The sequence below is a fragment of the Flavivirga jejuensis genome (assembly GCF_030540765.1).
Lineage (GTDB): Bacteria > Bacteroidota > Bacteroidia > Flavobacteriales > Flavobacteriaceae > Flavivirga > Flavivirga jejuensis.
This window is the reverse complement of record NZ_JAUOEL010000005.1, coordinates 173,205-196,428: the sequence shown is the minus strand read 5'-3', so window position 1 is coordinate 196,428 and position 23,224 is coordinate 173,205. Positions and strand designations below refer to the sequence as shown.

Sequence of the window (23,224 nt, the reverse complement as noted above, 5' to 3'; positions counted from 1 at the left end):
ACCCCTGGGCTTATTGCAAAAATTATCTCTTGATAATTTTTTTTATCTGTGAAGTAGCATCTTTCAAATTAATTTTAATAATATAAACACCTTCATTAAAAATACTCATATCAACACTTATAGTATTTCCTTTGTAAAGCAGAACAGATTTAGTATCATATATTTCAATAGAATCCACATTTTTACTTTCTACATACAAAAACGTGTCTACTGGATTTGGATACAGCATAATATCATTTTCTTTAGTAATACGCTCTGAAGACAAGGAAACATCATTGGTTGAAAATGAAATTAATTTAGCATAATCTGAAAAAGGAGATATATTAAATGATTCCGATGTTATAAAATACTTGTTTTCGTTAACAAATGTGATGGCTTCTGTTTGTTCAAAACCAAATGAAGAAAGTAATGTTTGTGTATTTGTGCCAGAAAAAATATCGCTCCCATTAAAATTTTCGCTAACCCATACAAAAGGCTGTAAAAGATTAGTATACCCTACTAAAAAAAGTTTTTTGGTTAATGGGTTATAAGTGCCTCCAGAAATTAATCCGCCACTATTTAAAGAGGTAATCAACATTGGTAAAGCATATACACCTTGCATTTTCGGAACCAAATATGCTTTTGTTATCCCATCAACCCAATTTTTACTAAATAATAACAAGTTTGTTTCATCAAAAGAAACAAGCGCTTCAGAATCCCATTCAGTATTATTTGGATTAGCTGTAAAATCTATTTGAGAAGCATAACTAAAGGCAATCGTTTCGGCAGTTACATTGGTGGTATTTACAAAATCAGTCTTATTAATTTTATAAATTTTTAAATCTGTTCTATGGCCACTATTATTTCCTATATCTCCAATATAAATACTCGTATCATCTTGAGTGAGATCTTCCCAATCTACATTTGTAGCATTTGAAATGGTAACTGTTCTTGTAACTAAACCAGAAATAGTATCTAATTCGAAAAGCTTGTTTTCACCCCCAGAATCATTATGAGTAATGAGTTTATTATTAAAAAAAATAGCTCCCGAAGACTCCATTAAATTATCAGGTAATGCAAATTTCTCAATAGCAGCACTTATCTGACTTGTGACATTAAATGTACCTAAAACAAAAACTAGTATTGAAATTATAATTTTCATGAATTGCAGATCCTATAAGCATCAAAGTTAACTATATTTATAAAAAATTCATCCTTTGCAAATTCCTTTTGAGCCTCAATTATTCGGTTATAACATAAACATACATCTGGTTTTAGAATACTTGGCGTTTTTTATAGCCTTTCGGTATTACATACTTTTAAAAAGAAAAAGTAATGATGTTATTTCATCAAACAATAGGCTTTCTATTATTTTAGGTGCCGCTCTCGGGGCTTTAATCGGTTCCAGGCTCGTTGGTTTTTTAGAAAACCCTTTAGTTAACATCTCCCAAGAAAACATCATTCAATTACTCAATACAAAAACGATAATGGGTGGTTTATTTGGCGGTCTGCTTGGTGTCGAAATTGCTAAAAAATGCATCGGCGAAACACAATCATCTGGCGATTTATTTGTATTCCCTATCATTTTAGGCATTTTTATAGGACGAATAGGATGTTTTCTATCTGGTATAAACGAATTTACTTATGGCATAGAAACAACTTCTGTTTTTGGTATGGATTTAGGCGATAGGATATTACGCCACCCTCTAGCATTATATGAATTGGTCTTTTTAATTATACTTTTTTTATGTTTAAAACAAATCAAAAATACAGCAGCCTTAAAAAGTGGCGTCCTGTTTAAATGGTTTATGATTCTCTATTTTACATTCAGATTTTTTATAGAGTTTTTAAAACCAAATGTATTTTATCTCTTTGGATTAAGTACGATTCAAATATTATGTCTAATTTGTTTGCTTTATTATCACAAAACTCTCTTAAATATTTTTAAAAATGCCCGTTAGAAAATATACTTACTATGATTTTACCTTAAGTCTTTGTCCAGAATGTTTAAAACGTGTGGATGCTAAAATCGTATTCGAAAACGGCCATGTTTATATGTTGAAACGCTGTAATGAGCACGGTAATTCTAAAGTATTAATTGCAGATGATATTGAATACTATAAAAACATAAGAAATTACAATAAACCTTCTGAAACACCTTATAAATTTAATACTAAAACAGATTATGGCTGCCCTTACGATTGTGGGTTGTGTCCAGACCATGAGCAGCATTCCTGTTTAACCGTAGTTGAGGTTACAGACCGTTGTAATTTAACCTGCCCAACCTGTTATGCTGGTTCCTCACCAACTTACGGCAGACACCGTACACTAGAAGAGGTAAAAACCATGTTAGATACCATTGTTTCTAACGAAAAAGAACCCGATGTGGTACAGATTAGCGGCGGCGAACCTACCATTCACCCACAGTTTTTCGAAATTTTAGATTACGCAAAATCATTACCCATTCGGCATTTAATGTTAAATACCAACGGCATTAAAATTGCAAAGGATATCGCTTTCGCGGAAAAATTAAAAACCTACGCACCAGATTTCGAAATCTATTTACAGTTCGATTCTTTCGAGAATAGCGTGCTACAAGAACTTCGTGGTGCCGATTTGAATGATATAAGAAAGCAAGCCCTTGAAAACTTAAATAAACTCAATTTATCAACCACTTTGGTTGTTACTCTCCAAAAAGGATTAAACGATCATGAAATAGGAAAAATAATAGACTTTGCTTTAAAACAAAAATGTGTTCGCGGTGTCACATTACAACCCACCCAAATAGCTGGAAGATTAAAGAATTTTAATCCAGAAAGCGATAGAATGACACTCACAGAAGTACGTCGGAAAATCATGGAACAAACCGCTATTTTTAATCCAGACGATTTACTTCCTGTACCTTGCAATCCAGATGCTTTGGTTATGGGATATGCCCTTAAATTGGGTGAAGAAGTATTTCCTTTAACCCGATATATCAATCCCAATGATTTATTAGACAATAGCAAAAACACCATTATTTATGAGCAAGATGAAAATCTTCAAGGTAAAATGGTAGAACTTTTTAGTACTGGTAATTCTGTTGAAGTTGCCGAAGAAAATCTAAAATCTATTATGTGTTGCCTACCAAATATTGATGCACCAAATTTGGGCTACGATAATTTATTTCGCGTTATTATCATGCAATTTATTGATGCCTATAATTTTGATGTACGTGCTATTAAAAAGTCCTGTGTTCATATTGTAGATAAAGACAATAAAATCATCCCTTTTGAAACTATGAATTTGTTTTATAGAGATGATAAAAAAGCAAAATTAGAAGAATTGAGAAACGAAATATCATGATACATTTATTATTAAGTCCGAATATAAATTTAGATGGTATAATCTACCTAATTATAGCCATTATGTTTGGCCCAGCTATTTTATTAGCTATTATTGGATTTGCTATTCTTAAAAAGAATAAAAAAGCCGCCAAAGTATTATTTATTCTTGCCGCAGTTTATGTTATTGTAAGCTTAGGTCTTTGTGGGAGTATGATGGCGTAGCTTCACTGTAATAAAGAATTTCTTGAAACCAACTACCCCCTGCCTTTGCTAGCTGGCAGAGCCTATAATTCTTTTCGATTAAAAACTACAAGTTTTCTCAAACATCCATCCAGTTTTTTATAGCCCCATTATAGCTTCTACCAGTTGTAATGTTCGTTTTGGTCTTATTGTTTAAACTGATTATAAATCTGCTATTAAAATACTTTTGAACCTCTTTTACATAATTAGTATTTATTATAACGCCACGATGTACTCTTAAAAAAGAGTCTGGTAATTTTTGTTCTAACTGTAATAGGGATCGATCACTTAAATAGTTCTCATTTACAGCATACACCGTAATATATTTTTCAGATGCCTCAAAATGAGAAACATCATCTAACTTTATAAAAATAAGTTTGTCTCCTTTTTTTACTGTTATAGATGTCATTTTTTTGGCTTCTCTTTGTTTTGTGACTTCTTTAAGAACTTCTAAAATATTTTGAGATCTAAAACCTCGATCAAAAAGATTTAACTTATCAATAGTTTTCTTCAAACGCTCTAACCGAACAGGTTTTACCAAATAATCAATACTATTAGTTTCAAAAGCTTTTAAAGAATATTGATCATACGCTGTACAAAACACAACAACAGGGATGGTTTCTAACTGTTCTAAAAGCTCAAACCCTGTAAGTCCTGGCATTTCTATATCTAAAAAAATAAGATCTGGTCTTAAGATCTCTATTTTCTGTTTCGCTTCTGTACCGTTTTTAGCAACATCTAAAACTTGAAACGTCTCTGGGAAATGAGCCAGCATTTTTAGCAAACGCTCTCTCGCTGGTGGCTCATCGTCTATGATTAAGGTTTTATATTGGTTTGTCATTTTTAATTATATCGTTTTATCAATTGAAATAATAATCCTTTTTCCTGGAGTATTTTGCCATTTTAAAGACGCTTTATCACCATAGCTTAATCTTAATAGATCGTAAACCGATTGTAATCCGTGACCACTAACCAATCCTTCGGGGAAATCGGGACCATTATCTAATACCTCAATATCAATACCTCGTTCGGTTTTTAAAATATTTAATATGATCTTTCCTTTTTCTTCGATCTTAGAAATGCCATGTTTTACAGCATTTTCAACTAAAGGTTGTAATATAAACATCGGAATCTCTTCATTTAAAATAATCGAATCCACATTAATGGCAAATTCTAACCGATCGCCAAAACGAGTTTCCTCAATTTCTAAATAGCTGCGCACCATGATAACCTCATCGTTTATTGTACTTCTCTTTTTTCCTTTTCTATTAATGGTGTATTTAAACAGATCGGATAACGCCAATGCCATTTTTTCTGTTTTGTCTGCATTAGTATGTGCTAAACTTGCAATAGAGTTTAAAGCATTGTATAAAAAATGAGGGTTTATTTGAGCTTGTAAAGATCTTAATTCTGCTTTAGTCTTTAATTCCCTTAATTTTGATAGTTTCATATCATTTTCGATAACTAAATTTCTTTCTTTAAAAACGAAAAAACTTATCAATGCTCGAAAAGAAGCAACACCCATTAGACCTATAAAAAATTGAGATAACACGATCTCATATTCACTGGATTCTAAATTCCCTGTAAAATATGCAATCACCATTACTATAAGGAAAGGTATAAAACCAGTTGACAAAAAGATTAAACCAGTTTTTACAGCAACATTATGAGCCCTTTTGGTTATTTTTAATTCAATAAATCGAAGACAAATTATAAACGGAAACGCAATAATTAGTGCAGGCGCAACATCTCTATCTATATGAAACGTCGCTGTTCTATATTCAATAGGAGTCGTTAAAAAGTTTAAAAAAAAGAAATACAATACCAATAAAACCCACGCAAATATTAAACCTACAACTAGAATAATAATAAATTTAAACCAATCATTTTTTATTACACCTCCAATAAATTGATTGATTCTCTTAAGAAGCATTATAAATGCCAAAAGCAAAATTAATCCAGGTACAATAAGAATAGCATTGGGGTTTTTCACCCACCAAATAGATTTACTACGTTTTAATATTTTTTTATTTTCTATTTCGTCAAATACATACTCATATTGTTCTTTAGCTTCCTCTAATCTAAATTCAAACCCAGAGCTATATACTTCTTTTATAATAGTGATATCACCCATATTTAAAGGGCTTTCTTCATTATTTAATAATCGATGCGGATTAAAAATGCTTTCTCTTTTCCCTTTACTTGCTAGTTCAAATTCGAATAGACCTCCAACTAATTCTTTAGCTATTCTTGATTCAATAGTACTATGAAATTTAGAGTTAGTTCTATCAGTATTATAAAAATAGAGCTCACTTTCGAAAACTCCTTTTAAATTAGCCGAAGATCCCCCAGTAATTCTATCATTAAAGTTACCTTTACTATACCTTATTGTATCTAAAAATAAGATTTTTAAATTTGTCTTTTCTTTTTTTGAGAACCTAACAGAAATGGTTTCTGTTAACGAATCGAGTTTGGCGATCACCTTTGCCACCTGCAAAGAATCCTGTATTGTATAATTTCCTTCTAATTCAATTTCTATATCAGAATTCCATCTTTTGAGTTTGTCATGCTTATAACTATTTATCTCAACAATCTCTTCCCAGTATTTAATGGGTGTTCTCCCCGTTTCTTGAGCAAAACATTTAGAACCTATTAATAAAAAGAATAAAAAGAATGCTGTTTTTTTCATCGTGGTAAATTTAAATATTTATACCACAAAAGAACTTTAATACCAAGTTAGATAAAACACTTTTCTGACCAACTACATATAGAGAATATAATTTACATAAGATCAATATTTATCGCTCACTTAAATCATCTATATTTGCAGAATCTTTTTTATGGAGATTTTTTGACTATGAAGCATATTAGAAACTTTTGCATTATTGCACATATAGATCACGGTAAGAGCACGCTCGCAGACCGTTTATTAGATTTTACAGGATCAGTAACTGCCAGAGAGCAACAAGCCCAACTACTAGATAGTATGGATTTAGAGCGCGAACGTGGTATTACTATTAAGTCGCATGCCATCCAGATGGAATATGAACTTAATGGTGAACAATATATTCTAAACCTAATTGATACCCCTGGTCACGTAGATTTCTCGTATGAAGTATCTCGTTCTATTGCTGCCTGCGAAGGCGCTTTACTTATTGTAGATGCTGCTCAAAGCATTCAAGCACAAACAATTTCTAATTTGTATTTAGCTTTAGAAAACGATTTGGAAATTATTCCTGTTTTAAATAAAGTAGATTTACCAAGTGCTAACCCAGAGGAAGTAACCGACGATATTGTAGATTTATTAGGTTGCGACCCAGAAGAAGTGATTCATGCCAGTGGAAAAACAGGTTTTGGAGTCGACAATATTTTAGCAGCGATTATAGATCGTGTTCCTGCTCCAAAAGGAGATCCAAACGCCCCTTTACAAGCCTTAGTTTTCGATTCTGTTTATAATACTTTTAGAGGTATTGAAACTTATTTTAGAGTTTTTAATGGTGAAATTAAAAAAGGTCAAAAAATTAAATTCGTTGCAACCGATAAAGAATACTTTGCAGACGAAGTTGGAACATTAAAACTTAACCAAGTTGCAAAACAAAGTGTGAAAACTGGTGATGTTGGTTATTTAATAACGGGTATTAAAACCGCTAAAGAAGTAAAAGTAGGAGATACGATTACCGATTTTGCAAACCCAACAACCAATATTGTTGAAGGTTTTGAAGATGTTAAACCAATGGTATTTGCAGGTATTTATCCTGTTGATACAGAAGATTACGAAGAACTTCGTAATTCGATGGAAAAACTACAACTAAACGATGCATCCTTAGTATTTGCTCCAGAAAGTTCTGCAGCTTTAGGTTTTGGTTTTCGTTGTGGTTTCTTGGGTATGCTTCATATGGAAATTATTCAAGAACGTTTAGAACGGGAGTTCGATATGACTGTTATTACTACAGTTCCCAACGTATCGTACCATGCTTTTACAAATAAAAATCCAGATGAAGCTTTTATAGTAAATAACCCATCCGATTTACCAGAGCCTTCAACAGTTAACCGTGTTGAAGAACCTTATATTAAAGCAACGATTATTACTAAATCCGATTTTGTTGGTAATGTAATGTCGCTTTGTATTGAAAAAAGAGGACTTATTTTAAATCAAACGTATTTAACAACAGAACGCGTAGAACTAACGTTTGAAATGCCTTTGGCTGAAATTGTTTTCGATTTTTACGATCGCTTAAAAACCGTTTCAAAAGGGTACGCCTCTTTCGATTACCATCCAATAGGAATGAAAACTTCTAAACTTGTACGTTTAGACATTTTATTAAATGCACTACCTGTTGATGCACTATCTGCTTTAATTCATGCCGATAACGCTCAGAATATTGGTAAAAAAATGTGCGAAAAGCTAAAAGAACTTATTCCACGTCAGCAATTCGATATTCCTATTCAGGCAGCTATTGGAGCTAAAATTATTTCAAGAGAAACTATAAAAGCACTTCGTAAAGATGTTACCGCAAAATGTTATGGTGGTGATATTTCTCGTAAACGTAAACTTCTAGAAAAGCAGAAGAAAGGTAAAAAACGTATGCGTCAAGTAGGTAATGTAGAAATACCTCAGCAAGCGTTTATGGCAGTTTTAAAGTTAAATGATTAAAAACAAACCGTCTTAAAATATTTATTAAGACGGTTTGTTTTTTTATCATTTCTACTACAATGCCGCGCAGTCTAATCCATCAATTAGAGCCTGTGTTGTTGCTTCCTCTCCCTCTTCTAAACAAGTTCCGTTATCAACTAATGCTTGTAATGCCGCTTTATAAGCATTACAGTTTTCAACAGACTGATCAGTTACATAATCAGACAAAGTATCAGTAAGCTCCTGTGCTAATGTTTCACAGCTTTTCGCTGAATCACCATCATCATCACTTCCGCATGATGTAAATCCTAAAGCTCCAATTAATAGAGCAGATAACATAAGTTTTTTCATAATTATAAGGTTATTTTGTTAAATTTTGAGCTAATATAGTTTTTCTTTAAAGCTAAAGAAAATTAACCTAATAAAAATACGAACAATATTTCATTTTGACTGATTTAATCATTATTCCATATTCCATGCAAATTCAATCACCCAAAAAACTTTTATTAAAAAATATCCTTAAGAAAAGACTATAATTCGTTTGTACTGTTTTACATTGAATGGTTAAAAAAGTTACTTTCAAAAGTGATTTTCTCGTTTATATTGTCAGAACCCAAACAGTACCAACTAGTTATTATCACTAAATTTAATTGAACAATTAAAATTAAAACAAGGTATTTAATGCGATTACTTAACAATAATTTCGATTATTTGTAAATATGCTCTTTTTTCTTCAAAAATAGAGTACGTCAAAAATTTTAGATAATAATTTTGTAAGTTTATAAGATATGCAAAATTATATATGAATGTTGTACACATAAGTGCAGAATGCTACCCCGTAGCCAAAGTAGGAGGATTAGCAGATGTTGTTGGAGCGTTACCTAAATATCAAAATAATGCGACAGTTTCATCTCAGGTTATTATGCCTTTTTATAATAACAAGTTTACCAAAACCAATACATTTAATACCATTTATAAGTCTGAATTAAGCTTAGGAGACACATCATTCCCTTTTAAAATATTAAGCTTAAAAGAACCTCTTTTAGGTTTTGACTTATTTTTTGTTGATGTTCCCGAACTTTTGTTCAAAGAATATGTGTATTCTAATGACGATACCGAGCGGTTTTTAGCCTTTCAAATTGCCGTTTTAGATTGGATGTTAACTTGGGATAAACACCCCGATTACATACACTGTCACGATCATCATACAGGACTAACACCTTTTATGCTCCAAGAAAGTTTTAAATATGAGAGTTTTAGAAAAATCCCCACTATTTTAACCATACATAATGCACAATACCAGGGGTGGTTCTCTCACAAAAAAGTAAACTTAATTCCCGCTTTTAATTTTGAAAATGTAGGGCTTTTAGATTGGGGTAACAATATAAACCCATTAGCAGCGGCAATAAAATGTGCTTGGAAAGTTACCACAGTTTCTCCCAGCTATATGGAAGAATTAAAACAATCTGCCAACGGATTAGAAGATTTACTAAATCATGAAAGTGCAAAATGTTCTGGTATTCTAAATGGTATAGATTGGAATGTATGGAATCCTGAAACCGACAACTACCTTATTTCTAATTACAATACCAAAACAGTCGTTTCGGGAAAAAAGGAAAACAAAAAACATTTATGTGATACTTTTAATTTAGATCCTAACAAACCGCTTTTTGCTTTTATTGGTAGATTAGTTGGAGAAAAAGGATCTGATCTCTTTCCTGAAACATTTAAAGAGACTCTTGAAAAAGGAGACGCCTCAATCTTATTATTAGGCTCGGGGCATGATGAGGTGGAAATTCAGCTAGAAGCTCTTAAAAAAGATTATAAAGGTACATACAATGCTTTTATAGGATACGACGAAGCATTATCACATATTATTTATGCTGGAGCAGATTTTTTACTCATGCCATCTAGAGTTGAGCCCTGTGGCTTAAACCAAATGTATGCCTTAAGATATGGCACCATACCAATTGTAAGAAGTATTGGTGGACTTAAAGATACTGTTATAGACATCTCAGAAAAAAACGGATTCGGTATTTGTCATAAAGACGTTACCATTTCAGATATAACAAACGCCATTAACAGAGGCGTTTCCCTCTACAATAACAATAACACTTATAAAAAATTAAGTGAGCAGATTATGGAAATTAACCATTCCTGGAACGCATCTGCAAAAGAGTATGTAAAATTATATAAATCCATTAAACTAAAAATATGATTAACGATAAGGTTTTAGCTATTATATTAGGTGGCGGTCAAGGTTCAAGACTATATCCATTAACAGAAAAAAGGTCTAAACCAGCAGTTCCTATTGCAGGAAAATATAGGTTGGTAGACATCCCCATTTCTAATTGTATTAACGCAGATATTAAACGTATGTTTGTTTTAACACAATTCAACTCAGCATCTTTAAACCGTCATATTAAAGATACCTATCATTTTAGTTTTTTTAGTAGTGCTTTTGTTGATGTGCTTGCTGCAGAACAAACACCAGATAATAAAGGTTGGTTTCAAGGCACAGCAGATGCCGTTCGCCAAAGTATGCATCACTTTTTAAGACATGATTTCGATTATGCATTAATCCTATCTGGAGATCAATTATATCAAATGGATTATGATAAAATGATTGATGCTCATGAAAAAAGTAAAGCTAAAATTTCAATTGCAACCATCCCTGTAAATGCAAAAGACGCAACCTCTTTCGGTATCTTAAAAGCAAATGATAAAAGTGTAGTAACCTCTTTTATAGAAAAACCAGAAGCAAATTTATTACCCGATTGGACCTCTGAAGTGAGTGATGAAATGAAAAGCGAAGGTCGAAATTATTTGGCTTCTATGGGGATTTATATTTTTAATAGAGATTTATTAATCAAATTAATGAATGATCCTAGTACCATAGATTTTGGTAAAGAAATTATTCCTCAAAATATTGAAAAACATAAAACATTAAGTTATCAATACGAAGGGTATTGGACAGATATAGGTAATATCGATTCCTTTTTTGAAGCAAATATTGGCTTAACAGACGACATCCCTAAGTTTGATTTGTATGACAAGAAAAAGCGGATATACACACACGCTAGAATGCTACCCACAACTAAAATAACAGGCACAACATTAAACAAAACAGTAATTGCTGAAGGATGCATTATTAGTGCCGCAAAAATTGAAAAATCTGTTATTGGCATTCGATCGAGAATTGGTGACGAATCTACAGTAATAAAAACCTATATGATGGGTAGCGATTATTACGAAACATTACACGAGATAAAAGAAAAGAAAATAAAAAACTTAATGGGTATTGGAGAGCGGTGTTTTATTAAAAATGCCATTCTAGATAAAAACTGTCGTATTGGTGACGATGTAAGAATAAATGGAGGTAACCACTTAAAAGATACAGAAACCGATACCTATGCCGTTAAAGAAGGCATCGTAGTAGTTAAAAATGGTGCAATTATTCCTAACGGGTTTGTAATTTAATATATGGCACAAGTAAAACCTTATAGCTTATTTACAGATTTCGACATCAATCTCTTTAAAGCAGGAACACATTATCGTCTTTATGAAAAATTTGGATCTCATATAACAATTATTGATGGTATAGAAGGAACTTATTTTGCTGTTTGGGCTCCTAGTGCTAAATCGGTATCTGTAATTGGCGATTTTAACTATTGGAAAGAAGGCGAACATCAATTAAACGTCCGCTGGGATTCAAGTGGTATCTGGGAAGGCTTTATTCCTTTAATTGGAAAAGGCTCTATTTATAAATACAAGATTGAAAGCAATAATGACGGTATAAAAACTGAAAAAGCCGATCCATATGCAAGACGTTGCGAACACCCTCCAAAAACAGCATCGATAGTTTGGGACGACTCTTATGTATGGAAAGATACAAATTGGATGAAAAAGCGTAAAAAGCATAATGCGATAGACGCTCCTTATTCTGTTTACGAAGTACATTTAGGCTCTTGGAAAAGACATTTAGAAGAAGATCGGTTTTTATCGTATTATGAATTAGCTGATGATTTAGTAAACTATGTAAAAGACATGAATTTTACACATGTAGAACTCATGCCTATTATGGAATATCCTTACGATCCTTCATGGGGATACCAACTAACAGGCTATTTTGCCCCCACTTCTCGTTTTGGGTACCCAGAAGAATTTAAATATTTAGTTGATAAACTACATCAAAACGATATTGGTATTATTCTCGATTGGGTACCATCTCACTTTCCTGAAGATGCCCATGGTCTCGGTTTTTTTGATGGCTCAAATTTATATGAACATCCAGATAAAAGAAAAGGCTATCATCAAGATTGGAAAAGTTTAATTTTCAATTACGAACGTAACGAGGTAAGGTCTTTTTTAATAAGTAATGCCATTTTTTGGATGGAGCAATATCACGCAGACGGTTTACGTGTTGATGCCGTTGCATCTATGTTATTTTTAGATTATTCTCGTGAAGATGGCGAATGGGAACCAAATATTTATGGCGGCAGAGAAAACCTGGCTGTTATAAGTTTTTTAAAGGAATTGAACAAAGAGATATACAGATCATTCCCAGACGTTCAAACCATCGCAGAAGAATCTACAGCGTTTCCTATGGTTTCTAAACCTGTTTTTTCTGGAGGATTAGGCTTTGGAATGAAATGGATGATGGGCTGGATGCATGATACGCTTGAATATTTTGCTAAAGATCCCATTTACAGAAAGCACCATCAAAACGACATAACATTTAGTCTGGCGTATGCTTTTACCGAAAATTTTATGTTACCATTATCACACGATGAAGTGGTTTATGGTAAAAATTCTATTTTAGGAAGAATGCCTGGTGATGAATGGCAGCGCTTTGCAAACCTCCGTTTATTGTATGGTTATATGTTTACACACCCAGGAACTAAATTATTATTTATGGGAAGTGAATTTGGTCAATATAACGAATGGGATTTCCAGACAAGTTTAGACTGGAATCTATTAGAGTTCGAACCACATAAAAATCTTCAAAACTATTATAAAGAATTAAACAAACTCTATAAAACAACCCCAGCCTTATATGAAAAAGGATTTAGTGGCGAAGGGTTTGAGTGGATTAGTTTTGATGATCATCAAAACTGTGTAATATCCTATATAAGAAAAGGCTATGAGTCTAAAAATGATGTGATCGTTGTTTGCAACTTAACGCCAACTATTAGAGAAAATTACAAAATTGGAGTTCCTATAAAATCAAAGATCAAAGAAATTTTTAATAGTGATGCCAAAGCATTTGGAGGAAGTGGGGTTATGAACAAAAAAATGATTGCAACAAAAAAAGACCCCTGGAATGGTAAAGACTTTTCGGCAGAAATAACACTACCACCTTTAGCCATGGTTACATTTCAACTTAAATAAGTTCTTATTTGAGGTTTTTGTAATTATCTCGTTGATTATTTGTGTTTTATCAAAAAACCGTGATGTTTTTTTAATAAAAACTGACCACTAATGCCTGCTAAATTTAGTAATTTAGGCAACTAATAAATTGCGCTATTCCCTATGATTTTAAATACCGAATTAGAATATAAAGGAGACCTATTTCCTGCTAATATAACAGATTACCAAAAAGATGTAGATGTATTACATTTTTCAACTTCTAATAACGTTATCCTTCAGCTTACTGTTTTAAGAGATAGTGTCCTTCGTTTTAGATATACAACCGTAGGCAAATTTAACAATGACTTTTCTTATGCTATAGATGAAGATGCAAGTAGAGGCTACAATCACTTAGAAATTACAGACGACGAGAAAAAATATATAATAACCACCTCAAAATTAATTTGTCACATCCATAAAACAGATTTAAGAAAATCTATTTATGATGCCAAAAACAATACCTTAATTTGTGAAGACGAGCTAGGTTTCCATTGGGAAGAAAGCTACGAATTAGGTGGCGATATTGTTAAAATGAGTAAAGCTGCTCAAAATGGAGAAAGTTATTATGGTTTAGGAGACAAACCTCAACACCTGAATTTAAAAGGAAAACGTTTTGAAAATTGGGCAACAGATTCTTATGCTTTTGGTAAAAATACCGACCCTATTTATAAAGCCATTCCATTTTATACAGGATTACATAACGGAAAATCTTATGGAATCTTTTTTGATAACACGTTTAAAACATTCTTTGATTTCTGCCAGGAAAGAAGAAACGTAACTAGTTTTTGGGCTCAAGGTGGCGAAATGAATTATTACTTCATTTACGGCCCTAAAATGCAAGATGTGGTTACAAACTATACGGATTTAACAGGAACCCCAGAACTTCCACCTTTATGGGCTTTAGGATACCATCAGTGTAAATGGAGTTACTATCCAGAATCTAACGTAAAAGAAATCACCAATAAATTTAGAGCACTAAAAATTCCTTGCGATGCTATTTATTTAGATATAGATTACATGGAAGGTTTTCGTTGTTTTACTTGGAGTAAAGACCATTTTCCAGATCCAAAAAGAATGGTTAAGGAATTAACAGACGATGGCTTTAAAACGGTCGTGATTATTGATCCAGGAATCAAAATTGATAATGCATACAGTGTTTTTAAAGAAGCACTGGATAAAGACTATTTCTGTAAGCGTGCAGACGGTCCTTATATGAAAGGTAAAGTCTGGCCTGGAGAATGTTATTTTCCCGATTTTACAAGACCAGAAGTAAGAGAATGGTGGGCTGGATTATTTAAAGAATTAATTGAAGATATTGGGGTAAAAGGTGTTTGGAATGATATGAACGAACCCGCAGTTATGGACGTTCCTGGGAAAACATTTCCTGCAGATGTACGCCATGATTATGACGGAAACCCTTGTAGCCATCAAAAAGCGCATAATATTTATGGAATGCAAATGGCTCGCGCTACCTACCACGGGTTAAAACGCTTTAACTATCCAAAACGCCCCTTTGTAATTACACGTTCGGCTTATTCTGGTACACAACGTTATACCTCAACCTGGATGGGGGATAATGTAGCATCATGGGAGCATTTACAAATTGCAAATATTCAAGCACAACGTTTAGCTTTATCGGGATTCTCTTTTGCAGGATCTGATATTGGTGGGTTTGCCGAACAACCAAACGGAGAATTATATGCACGTTGGATTCAACTAGGCGCTTTCCATCCATTCTGTAGAACACACTCTTCTGGCGATCATGGCGACCAGGAACCTTGGGCTTTCGATGAAGAAATTACAGACGTAGTCCGTAAGTTTATTGAAATTAGATATGAACTATTACCTTATTTATACACATCATTCTATCAATATTCCCATAATAATGTGCCCATGTTAAAATCGTTAGTGTTGTTTGATCAGGAAGATTCGCAAACACACTACAGAACTGATGAGTTTATTTGTGGCGATCAACTTTTAATTTGCCCAATAAACGAGCCCAATTCTAAAGGACGACGCATGTACATTCCAAGAGGTGAATGGTACAATTTCTGGACAAAAGAATTGATTTCTGGAGGAAAAGAAACATGGGTTGACGCCGATTTAGATAGTATGCCCATTTTTGTAAAAGCAGGAGCTATTATTCCTAAGTACCCTATACAACAATATGTAGGTGAAAAAGACATTGAAGAATTAACTTTAGATGCCTATTATAAAAACGGAAAAGAAGACTCTGAGCTATATGAAGATGCCAATGATGGTTACGATTATACTAAAGGGCGTTACAGCTTAAAGAAATTTAACCTAGCTGGTAATGGAAATAAACTTATTATTAGAATACATAAAAGAGGAGAATACGAAACCTCTTATAAGACCTTTAAAATTAATTTATTCGGATTGCCTTTTAAAGTAAAATCTATTAAAGTAGACAATGAATATGTTGATTTAAAAGATGTTAAATTTAATGGTGACAATTCACTTATTGTTCCTAAAGAATTTACAAACCTTCAAATAAAAGGGTAACGTTTTTTGCTCTTTGTGAATGTATGTATCATAAAAGCCTTTCTTTTTTAAAAAGAAAGGCTTTTTTATATTATTATACCAATTCTAAAATTAAAACAAACCTAAAATTGGGATTGGTATAGTCTATTATTTTTTAGAGTATTAATTTCAAAAATGCCATTCGTCGGAAAAATATTTTGAAAAATACCTTAATAAGGTTTCTTTGTAGTGTAACAAAAGGTTAAACCTCAGGGTCGAGGTATTAAAAATAGATCCCGCTAAAAATCGGAATTAACCTGCCTGTCAGCAAAGGCAGGTTCAACTTACAATTTTGAATGTGTCTTACAGACTTCTCAAAATTGAGTGTCACTAATAAATTAAAGATGAAAAAAATACTCTTAATTATAATACTAATAACCCCGTTGTTTTTGAAAATGATGAGTTCTTCTCAAGATTCATTATTAATACAGGTTGAAGATAACGGTTTTTCAAAAAAAGAGAAGGATATACCTTGGGAGTATGTAAAAGATAAGCTTTTTGAAGGAAAGATAAATAGAAGCAATGAGACTGCTAAAAAGTTTTCAGGTCCTATTTTGTTCACACTTAAAAATGCTACAGAAAAGGATAGTGTGGCTGTTAGTATAATTATAGAAGATTTAAAAAAAATAATCCCTCATAAAACAGTTGAGTACTTTTCAAGTTTTACAAAAAACGAATTTTCAGAATATAGCAAAGATCTAACCAACAGAAAAAATAAAACGCAAGGCTATTCATATTGTGATATTATTTCATCTACTATAAAAATCAACTTCGAAACAGATCCATACAGAAATAAACGAGGAACCAATGAAAGCATACAATCATTATACTTTAGTTTTAAAAAGGAAACCTCTTTAGAAGAACGAAAAAAATACATCCAATATGAAGTCTTAAGAACAATCTGTTTTGTTCATAATAGTAATGATTTCCTTTTTTTAAACATCACCTATCCTACTGAAGCACTCTTTAACAGTCCAACATATAATGTACTGGATAAAGAATTTACAGAAATAGACAAGTTTTTAATTCAAAAGTTATATTCAGATAATTTTGAACAGCAATTTTCTGACTATATGTATGAAACTTACCCTTGGAGGTATGCAAATCTTTTTATAAATAAAAATTTAGCACACTTAAAGGTTTATGCACTAATAGGCTTAGTAGGCTTGTTGTTATTTATACTCTCATTTTCGCTTTTTAATAGTCGAAAAACAACATACTTGTATTATTTTTTTCCCATGCTCGTTGTTTTATTGGGATTGATGAACTTACATTGGATATATAGCCATTTTATAGAAATTCAACAACCAGGTGGTTCATTAAAAAACACCATAAATAGCTTTCTGTATGTATTGAGCTCAGCATTAATCATATCCTTTTTATTATGGGTTGCAGAGCAAAGAATCATCAATAATTACCTAGGTTTTACATATCAATTTGTAATGAAATTAGTTTTAACATTTAGCGCATTACACATTCCTGTATTAATAGGCTATTATTTAATTAGTAAAACAAACGGAACACTTCCTGTTTATATTCCGCTATTTTTTGTGTTTCTAACCTTAACCCTTGGTCGCGGTTTGTTAATCTATTTAAATCATTTTTCAGATTCTTTAGTAAAACAAAAAGAGATAGAATTGAGTAGACTAAAAGAATTAAATGCAAAAAACGAGTTAAAATCTTTACATGCGCATATCAATCCACATTTTTTATACAATGCGTTAAACTCTATTGCTAGCTTAATGCATGAAAGCACTAGTAAAGCAGAAGAAATGATTCTTTCTTTATCAGATTTATTTCGGTATTCTATCAATCGAAAAGATAAAAAAATGAGCACCATAGAAGATGAAGTAGAAATGTTAGAAAATTATTTAAAAATTGAAAAAATTAGATTTGGAAAGCGTTTACAGTTTACAATTGATGTGGAAAACGGTTTACTAAAAAAAGAAATTCCCATGTATATTTTACAACCACTTATTGAGAATGCAGTGAAACATGGTGTTTCTAAAGTAGAAGCCTGTGGAGAAATAAATTTAGAAATAAAAGAAGAAGAAGGAAAATTATGGATTACTGTAAGCGACAATGGAATAGATTTTCCAAAGGATATGTATAGTGGCTACGGATTGCAATCTGTGTATGATTTGCTACGATTAAGCTACGGAGACAAAGCAATCTTAAACTGGACGAACACGCCTAAAAAGAAAATTACAATTTTAATTCCGTCACAATTATAATCATGAAAAAAACATATACCGTTTTAGTTGTTGATGATGAGCGTTTGGCTAGAGTGCGTCTTAAAAAATTAATTGCTAAGTTTTCGGAATTATTTACAATTATAGGAGAAGCAGAAAATGGTCATGAAGCGGAAAAATTGATTATAGATTTGCAACCCGATATTATTTTTTTAGATATAGAAATGCCAGGTTTAACAGGTTTCGAATTGTTAAAAAGATTAGAGGTGATACCAATGGTTATATTTTGTACCGCTTTTGAAGATTATTCATTAAAAGCCTTTGAAACCAATAGTATTGACTACTTGATAAAACCTGTAAAAGAAGCGCGATTACAACAAACCGTTTTAAAAATAGAACAGTTAAAAACAAATTTTTCAAAAGAGAATATTTTTAAAGCCATAAATACCATTGCTGAAACCAAAGAGAAAAAAAGAATTACATCGGTAACAGTTAAAAAAGGCGATAAAATAGTTTTTGTGAAATTAGAAGACATTAGTCATTTTGAAGCCACAGAAAAATACGTGACTTTATATACAAATAAAGGAAATGAACTTGTTGAGCAGTCTTTAACTCAATTAGAAAATAAATTGCCAGAAAACTTTTTAAGAGTACATCGAAGTTTTTTAATCAATACCGTTTATGTAAAAGATTTTCAGAAGTATTTCAATAATCGTTACATAATTAGTTTACACAATCATAAAAAAACAGTTATTACCTCTGGAAGAACTTATAAAGACACTATAAAAAATTATATAAATCAATAAAAACAGTATTATGAAAAAGATTTTATCAGTACTATTCATTTTTATTACAACTTTTGTTTGTAATGCAAAAAACCCCATAGAGCCTTGCAATAAGGTAGAGAATATTAATGATAACAAGATTCCTGAAGGCATTAAAAAGTGGTTAAAAAGTGAATTATCAAACACAACAACCGCAGTATTAGAAAACTTTGAATCACCAGCTTTTTATACCAAAAAGAAAGCAAAAATTATTGGTTATATAAAAAGATATGATAAAACATTAGGAGCAAAAACAGGAATCTTTTATTACACAAACCAACTAACAAGAGAAAACAAACCCAGAGTGTTAGAAATCCATCAAGATGGTCGTTTTGAATTGGAGTTACCACTAGAATACCCCATGCAAAACTATTTTGTTATTGAAAAACAAAGAATCTCCTTTTATATAGAACCAGGACAAAATTTGTCTATTATTTTAGATTGGGAAGACTTAAAAGCTAAACGTACTTCACTCTTTTTAAAAAAAGCCATTTATCAAGGGACTTTAGAAAATATAAATACTGATTTATTACATTTTCAACCTAAATATTCGCCTAGATCTATACAAAAAAAGCAGGAAGAAATGGAGCCAATTGCGTATAAACAAAAGATGTATCAATTTAAAGAGCACTTCTTAAATAAAATAAAAGCCTATGAAGAAAGTGGCGAAATAGACAGAAAAACAAGTGAGTTACTAGAAAACCAAATCATACTTACAGCTTATAGATATATATTTGATTATTTTTCAGTAAGTAAAGGAATTAAATTAAACCGTAAAGGGATCAATATTGAGGATCAAATCCCTGAAGGTTATTATGATTTTATAAAAGAATTACCATTACATAAACAGTCTTTATTGGTAAATCAAGATTTTGGTCTTTTTGTAAACAGACTAGAATATGCACCACCATTACAAGCTTTAGAAAAAAACAGAAGCATTAGTACAGGCATTGCTACAAAAGATTTTTTAGAGTTTTTAGAAAACAAAAACGTAACCGTAAGCGCAGAAGAGAAACAACTCTTTGATAGAATTGAAAAGGAAAAGTCTAATAGAATTAATAATATAAAATTATCAAAAGAATTAACAGAAAAAATAACTAAGTTTCGTAAAAAGCATGAAGTTCTTATTAAAGAATATTCTCAAGTTAGCAGAATAAGAATGGATAATAAGAGAAAAAAGAACTTTGTACAGAAATGGAAAAAACAAGATTCGTTAGCAACTAATTTGGGTGTAAAAAATAATTTAATCTATGAAATTATAAAATCCAGAACATTAAAATTTATAATGGAGACTGATGGTTTATACAAAGACAAGGCATGGTATTGGTCAGAATTAAAAAAAGATATTAAAAGTCCTCATTTAATAAAAGTGGGAGATGATTTATTTGAAAACGAAATATCAAAACCTGAGTTTTATAAGTTACCCTATAGCGAACCAGGAACAGCCATTTTTAATAAGATAATAGCGCCTTATAAAGGAAAGATTGTAGTGGTTCAATTTTGGAACCCCAATACTTACTACAAAGGAGAAAGCTTGGAACGCATGAAAAAAAGACGAGACTTATATAAAAACAATAAAGACATTGTATTTCTAAATATTACTAACGAGTCCAGATCTTCAATAGAAAAATACAATACTTCTGTTGAAAAAAATGGCTTTATAAATTCTATAAGAATGCCAAACGATGATTATAACTATATTAGACAGTTATTTAGGTTCAACGCTTCAGTACATGATGTTTTAGTAAAAAAGGATGGAGAGACTGTATATAATGATTTGAAAAGTTACAACATAGAATCAATTTTTATAAAAAAATTTAATATAAACCCAGATAAATAAAGAATTTCTTGAAACCAACTATCCCTGCCTTTGCTGGTTTCGGTTTCATACCCAATCAAGTTGAGCACAGGCACGGAATGACAATTTCAACGGAAACCTGGAAATTCTTTTCGATTAAAACATAGTGAAACAATCTGTTTTATAAGCTTCAATCTACATCCTTTGGACACCTCTAAAACCTAGCGTATAAAAGACGCTAGGTTTTATATATGTTTCAGATATCTAAAATTCACTTTATTAAGATAAATATCTTATAAACAGTATTTTACAAAAACCACCTCATTTTCTTTACGTCAAACTCAGGTTTAAACCCTTTGGTTTTAGGAATTGGTGTCTTTTTCAACATCAAAAGGTTTTCCTAAATACACTAATTTATAGTCTTTTTCAACTTTCTCGATAGCTTTATTATATGAAGATATTATTTCTAAAACCCCATTTTTATCTTTAACAAACAAGGGTATCGTATCACTTTCTTTACTTATCGCTTCAATTAAAGTTTCATAATGTTCCCTGTCATTAATTTCAACTTCGTTAATATTCGGGTATTTACGAGCTACTTCTGTAAGTTTGGTAAAATCATCTGTATCCGAAAACAACCCTTCTTTCGGACTATTATTAGGGTTATTCATTTCATCAACCGTTATCAATCTAAAAGATCCATTTTCTCCAAATTGTTTTTCAAATTTATCAATAGCATACTGGTTAATATCAGCACTACCCGTTAAAGCCATTAAATACCCTACATCATTAAGTTCTATATTATCTCCTAAAGTTTCAGAATAAATATCAGTGCCAATAGCCTCAAGACCTAACTCTTGCGATAATTGAATATTTGTTTGATTGCTATCTATCAAAACAACATGTCTGCTATTCTCTTTTAAGTATTTACCAATTAATCTGGATACTTGGGAAGCACCTACAATTAATATTCCTTCCGATTTTATTAAAAATACGCCCACAGTTTTCGCAAATAAGCGTGCTGTTGTTGCATTAAGTAAAACAGTTCCTAAAACAATCATAAATACCAAAGGTGTAATATATTCGGCACCTTCTATACCTTGTTTGAGTAACTTACTGCCAAAAAGAGATGCAATTCCCGCAGCAACAATTCCTCTTGGTCCTACCCAACTAATAAATAGTCTTTCATTTACTTTTAATTTAGACCCATACGTACTTAAAAACACCCCCAATGGTCTAATTGCAAATACGACAATCAAGAAAAGCACTGCTGTTTTCCAGCTATAAAGCAGCATTAAATCTTCAATATTAATATTGGCCGCTAATAGAATAAATAAAATAGATATGAGTAGAACACTTAAAGACTCTTTAAAATATAATAGTTCTTTTATATTTTCTAGTTTTCCATTACCCAAAACCATACCCATTACAACAACTGCAAGCAACCCAGATTCGTGAGCAAATATTTCGGATTCAACAAAAACTAATAAAACAGCAGAAAGAGACACTACATTTAACAGATAATGCGGAATTAGCTTTTTATTTATAGCAAATGCTAAAGCATGGGCAAACGTAAAACCAAAAGTAGTCCCAAAAAGAATAATTTTACCAAACTCAATTAAGGCTGTTTTTGTAAAACCACCACCTCCGCCAACACTAATAAACTCAAACATTAATACCGCTACTAAAGCACCAATAGGATCTATTAAAATACCTTCCCACTTTAATACTGTTGAGACATCTTTTTTTAACGGAATATTTCTAAGAATAGGTGTTATTACCGTTGGCCCTGTAACAATTATTAACCCCGAAAATAAAAATGAAATTTCCCAACTAAGATCAAAAATAATATGTGCCAATACACCTGCACCAAAAAAGGTAACGGCAGAACCTAAAGTTATTAACTTAGTAATCACTGGTCCTACATTTTTTATTTCAGAACGCTTTAATGTTAAACCTCCTTCAAAAAGAATGATACTAATAGCAAGCGATACAAAATAGTACAGACCTTCTCCTGGAAATAATCCTTTTTCACCATTCCAAATGGGCTCAATCCATTTAGCCCTATCTTCGCTTAAAAATTCTGCAGCAATAGGTCCTACTAGTAAACCAATGAGAATCAGTGGTAAAATGGCTGGTATTTTAAATTTCCATGCAACCCATTGTGCCAATATGCCTAAAATGATAATTCCTGCTAATTCTAACATCCTTTAAAAATCAATATAAAAAATACTAATTTAAGTAAAACAGATGATTTAATGTTTTTAAAAAATGTTATCTTT

The 23,224-nt window shown here is 31.7% G+C and carries 16 protein-coding genes; 11 read left to right on the top strand and 5 right to left on the bottom strand.

Going from position 1 to position 23,224, the window contains the following annotated elements; translation table 11 throughout:
- Window positions 1-22: 22 nt before the first annotated feature.
- Complete coding sequence (locus Q4Q40_RS14775; protein ID WP_303302664.1) at window positions 23-1,141, bottom strand: T9SS type A sorting domain-containing protein; 1,119 nt, start codon at window positions 1,139-1,141, stop codon at window positions 23-25.
- 55 nt (window positions 1,142-1,196) lie between these two features.
- Here Q4Q40_RS14775 and Q4Q40_RS14770 point away from each other — a divergent pair, with 55 nt between their 5' ends.
- The 3 genes from Q4Q40_RS14770 to Q4Q40_RS14760 are packed head-to-tail and all read left to right on the top strand — an operon-like array spanning window position 1,197 to window position 3,527.
- On the top strand, window positions 1,197-1,940 hold the full coding sequence (locus Q4Q40_RS14770; RefSeq protein ID WP_303302663.1) for a prolipoprotein diacylglyceryl transferase: 744 nt from the start codon (window positions 1,197-1,199) through the stop codon (window positions 1,938-1,940).
- A complete protein-coding gene (locus Q4Q40_RS14765; RefSeq protein WP_303302662.1) occupies window positions 1,930-3,324 on the top strand; it encodes a radical SAM protein in 1,395 nt (464 codons plus the stop codon). The genes Q4Q40_RS14770 and Q4Q40_RS14765 overlap by 11 nt, the downstream gene beginning before the upstream one ends.
- Window positions 3,321-3,527, top strand: a complete 207-nt coding sequence (locus tag Q4Q40_RS14760) for a hypothetical protein (protein ID WP_303302660.1) — start codon at window positions 3,321-3,323, stop codon at window positions 3,525-3,527. Before Q4Q40_RS14765 ends, Q4Q40_RS14760 begins: the two co-directional genes overlap by 4 nt.
- 97 nt (window positions 3,528-3,624) lie before the next feature.
- On the opposite strand, the gene Q4Q40_RS14755 is transcribed toward Q4Q40_RS14760, so the two are convergent.
- Both Q4Q40_RS14755 and Q4Q40_RS14750 read right to left on the bottom strand, forming a co-directional pair.
- Window positions 3,625-4,386 (bottom strand): LytR/AlgR family response regulator transcription factor, encoded by a 762-nt coding sequence (locus Q4Q40_RS14755; RefSeq protein WP_303302659.1) that lies wholly within the window; start codon window positions 4,384-4,386, stop codon window positions 3,625-3,627.
- 6 nt (window positions 4,387-4,392) lie between these two features.
- Complete coding sequence (locus tag Q4Q40_RS14750) at window positions 4,393-6,234, bottom strand: sensor histidine kinase (protein ID WP_303302658.1); 1,842 nt, start codon at window positions 6,232-6,234, stop codon at window positions 4,393-4,395.
- A gap of 168 nt (window positions 6,235-6,402) precedes the next feature.
- On the opposite strand from Q4Q40_RS14750, the gene lepA reads away from it, so the two are divergent.
- A complete protein-coding gene (gene lepA, locus Q4Q40_RS14745) occupies window positions 6,403-8,199 on the top strand; it encodes a translation elongation factor 4 (RefSeq protein WP_303302657.1) in 1,797 nt (598 codons plus the stop codon).
- Between the two features lie 54 nt (window positions 8,200-8,253).
- Here the strand turns inward: lepA and Q4Q40_RS14740 are convergent, their stop codons facing one another.
- Entirely contained in the window at window positions 8,254-8,529 is a 276-nt protein-coding gene (locus Q4Q40_RS14740) for a hypothetical protein (RefSeq protein WP_303302656.1), read from the bottom strand.
- Between the two features lie 451 nt (window positions 8,530-8,980).
- On the opposite strand from Q4Q40_RS14740, the gene Q4Q40_RS14735 reads away from it, so the two are divergent.
- The 7 genes from Q4Q40_RS14735 (at window position 8,981) to Q4Q40_RS14705 (ending at window position 20,984) form a co-directional block, all read left to right on the top strand.
- A complete protein-coding gene (locus Q4Q40_RS14735; protein WP_303302655.1) occupies window positions 8,981-10,396 on the top strand; it encodes a glycogen synthase in 1,416 nt (471 codons plus the stop codon).
- Window positions 10,393-11,658: a glucose-1-phosphate adenylyltransferase gene (locus Q4Q40_RS14730; protein ID WP_303302654.1), complete on the top strand. Its 1,266-nt coding sequence runs from the start codon at window positions 10,393-10,395 to the stop codon at window positions 11,656-11,658. Before Q4Q40_RS14735 ends, Q4Q40_RS14730 begins: the two co-directional genes overlap by 4 nt.
- Window positions 11,659-11,661: 3 nt before the next feature.
- A complete protein-coding gene (glgB, locus tag Q4Q40_RS14725) occupies window positions 11,662-13,569 on the top strand; it encodes a 1,4-alpha-glucan branching protein GlgB (RefSeq protein ID WP_303302653.1) in 1,908 nt (635 codons plus the stop codon).
- A 141-nt stretch (window positions 13,570-13,710) separates the two neighbouring features.
- Entirely contained in the window at window positions 13,711-16,110 is a 2,400-nt protein-coding gene (locus Q4Q40_RS14720; RefSeq protein WP_303302652.1) for a glycoside hydrolase family 31 protein, read from the top strand.
- Between the two features lie 362 nt (window positions 16,111-16,472).
- Entirely contained in the window at window positions 16,473-18,362 is a 1,890-nt protein-coding gene (locus tag Q4Q40_RS14715) for a sensor histidine kinase (RefSeq protein WP_303302651.1), read from the top strand.
- Window positions 18,363-18,364: 2 nt separating this feature from the next.
- Window positions 18,365-19,126, top strand: coding sequence for a LytR/AlgR family response regulator transcription factor (locus tag Q4Q40_RS14710; RefSeq protein WP_303302650.1), 762 nt, complete (start codon window positions 18,365-18,367; stop codon window positions 19,124-19,126).
- A gap of 10 nt (window positions 19,127-19,136) precedes the next feature.
- A complete protein-coding gene (locus Q4Q40_RS14705) occupies window positions 19,137-20,984 on the top strand; it encodes a hypothetical protein (RefSeq protein WP_303302648.1) in 1,848 nt (615 codons plus the stop codon).
- Window positions 20,985-21,304: 320 nt separating this feature from the next.
- On the opposite strand, the gene Q4Q40_RS14700 is transcribed toward Q4Q40_RS14705, so the two are convergent.
- The gene (locus Q4Q40_RS14700) at window positions 21,305-23,149 is read right to left on the bottom strand and encodes a cation:proton antiporter (RefSeq protein WP_303302647.1); all 1,845 of its coding nucleotides are present in this window, start codon (window positions 23,147-23,149) and stop codon (window positions 21,305-21,307) included.
- Between the last annotated feature and the right edge of the window lie 75 nt (window positions 23,150-23,224).

What these genes read in the sequence shown, in the direction of transcription:
- Q4Q40_RS14705 (WP_303302648.1), top strand. Translation starts at nt 19,137, where the DNA reads ATGAAAAAGATTTTATCAGTACTATTCATTTTTATTACAACTTTTGTT.
- Q4Q40_RS14760 (WP_303302660.1), top strand. Translation starts at nt 3,321, where the DNA reads ATGATACATTTATTATTAAGTCCGAATATAAATTTAGATGGTATAATC.
- Q4Q40_RS14720 (WP_303302652.1), top strand. Translation starts at nt 13,711, where the DNA reads ATGATTTTAAATACCGAATTAGAATATAAAGGAGACCTATTTCCTGCT.
- Q4Q40_RS14765 (WP_303302662.1), top strand. Translation starts at nt 1,930, where the DNA reads ATGCCCGTTAGAAAATATACTTACTATGATTTTACCTTAAGTCTTTGT.
- Q4Q40_RS14710 (WP_303302650.1), top strand. Translation starts at nt 18,365, where the DNA reads ATGAAAAAAACATATACCGTTTTAGTTGTTGATGATGAGCGTTTGGCT.
- glgB (WP_303302653.1), top strand. Translation starts at nt 11,662, where the DNA reads ATGGCACAAGTAAAACCTTATAGCTTATTTACAGATTTCGACATCAAT.
- Q4Q40_RS14700 (WP_303302647.1), bottom strand. Translation starts at nt 23,149, where the DNA reads ATGTTAGAATTAGCAGGAATTATCATTTTAGGCATATTGGCACAATGG.
- Q4Q40_RS14755 (WP_303302659.1), bottom strand. Translation starts at nt 4,386, where the DNA reads ATGACAAACCAATATAAAACCTTAATCATAGACGATGAGCCACCAGCG.
- Q4Q40_RS14775 (WP_303302664.1), bottom strand. Translation starts at nt 1,141, where the DNA reads ATGAAAATTATAATTTCAATACTAGTTTTTGTTTTAGGTACATTTAAT.
- Q4Q40_RS14750 (WP_303302658.1), bottom strand. Translation starts at nt 6,234, where the DNA reads ATGAAAAAAACAGCATTCTTTTTATTCTTTTTATTAATAGGTTCTAAA.
- Q4Q40_RS14715 (WP_303302651.1), top strand. Translation starts at nt 16,473, where the DNA reads ATGAAAAAAATACTCTTAATTATAATACTAATAACCCCGTTGTTTTTG.
- Q4Q40_RS14730 (WP_303302654.1), top strand. Translation starts at nt 10,393, where the DNA reads ATGATTAACGATAAGGTTTTAGCTATTATATTAGGTGGCGGTCAAGGT.
- lepA (WP_303302657.1), top strand. Translation starts at nt 6,403, where the DNA reads ATGAAGCATATTAGAAACTTTTGCATTATTGCACATATAGATCACGGT.
- Q4Q40_RS14740 (WP_303302656.1), bottom strand. Translation starts at nt 8,529, where the DNA reads ATGAAAAAACTTATGTTATCTGCTCTATTAATTGGAGCTTTAGGATTT.
- Q4Q40_RS14735 (WP_303302655.1), top strand. Translation starts at nt 8,981, where the DNA reads ATGAATGTTGTACACATAAGTGCAGAATGCTACCCCGTAGCCAAAGTA.